The organism is Arhodomonas sp. KWT (assembly GCF_010993615.1).
In genome coordinates this window covers 1-665 of sequence record NZ_WNXE01000923.1, presented here as the reverse complement: position 1 = coordinate 665, position 665 = coordinate 1, and the positions used below count along the sequence as shown (strand labels likewise).

Sequence of the window (665 nt, the reverse complement as noted above, 5' to 3'; positions counted from 1 at the left end):
GCGCCATTGCCCCCCGCCGGGACAGGGCCGGCCGGCGGAGAGAAGCTGTTCCTGAAACCGTTCCGGCGCTATGGCAAACGGTAATATCCCCGAAGGGATCCATGAGAGGAGTCACGCCATGACGACGGTGGTTACGAGAGACGAGCTGACCCGCTGTGTCGGGGTGGACGCCGACGCCCTCGCCGTGGTTGAGGACGGTTTCGCCCGTCTGGGCCGGGGCGAGGTCACCATCCCCCCGATCATGGGGCTGGAGATCCCGGAGAAGAACGGTGCCGCGGATGTGAAGGCCGCCTATGTCTCCGGCTGGGACAGCTTCGCGGTGAAGCTCTCCACCCGCTTTTTCGACAATCCCGAGCGCGGCCTGCCGAGCGGCAGCGGGCTGATGGCGCTGCTGGACGCGGACACCGGCCGGCCGAGGGCGCTGCTCCTCGACGACGGCTACCTCACCACGGTTCGCACCGCCCTGGCCGGGGCCCTGGCGGCGAAGTACCTGGCCCGGGAGGCGGTCGATACGGTCGGTGTCGTGGGCACCGGCAGCCAGGCCCGCTGGCAGCTCAGCGCCCTTGCGCTGGTGCGTGATTTCCGCCGGGTGCTGGTTTTCGGCCGGGACATGGATGCCGCCGAGGCCTATGCCGAGCAGATGAGCAGCGAGCTGGACGTGCCCG

1 pseudogene is annotated in these 665 nt (G+C 69.3%); it reads left to right on the top strand.

The window, feature by feature from the left end:
- Positions 1 to 118 precede the first annotated feature (118 nt).
- Positions 119 to 665 (top strand): annotated as a pseudogene (locus G7A99_RS23325) (ornithine cyclodeaminase family protein); the annotation flags it as partial.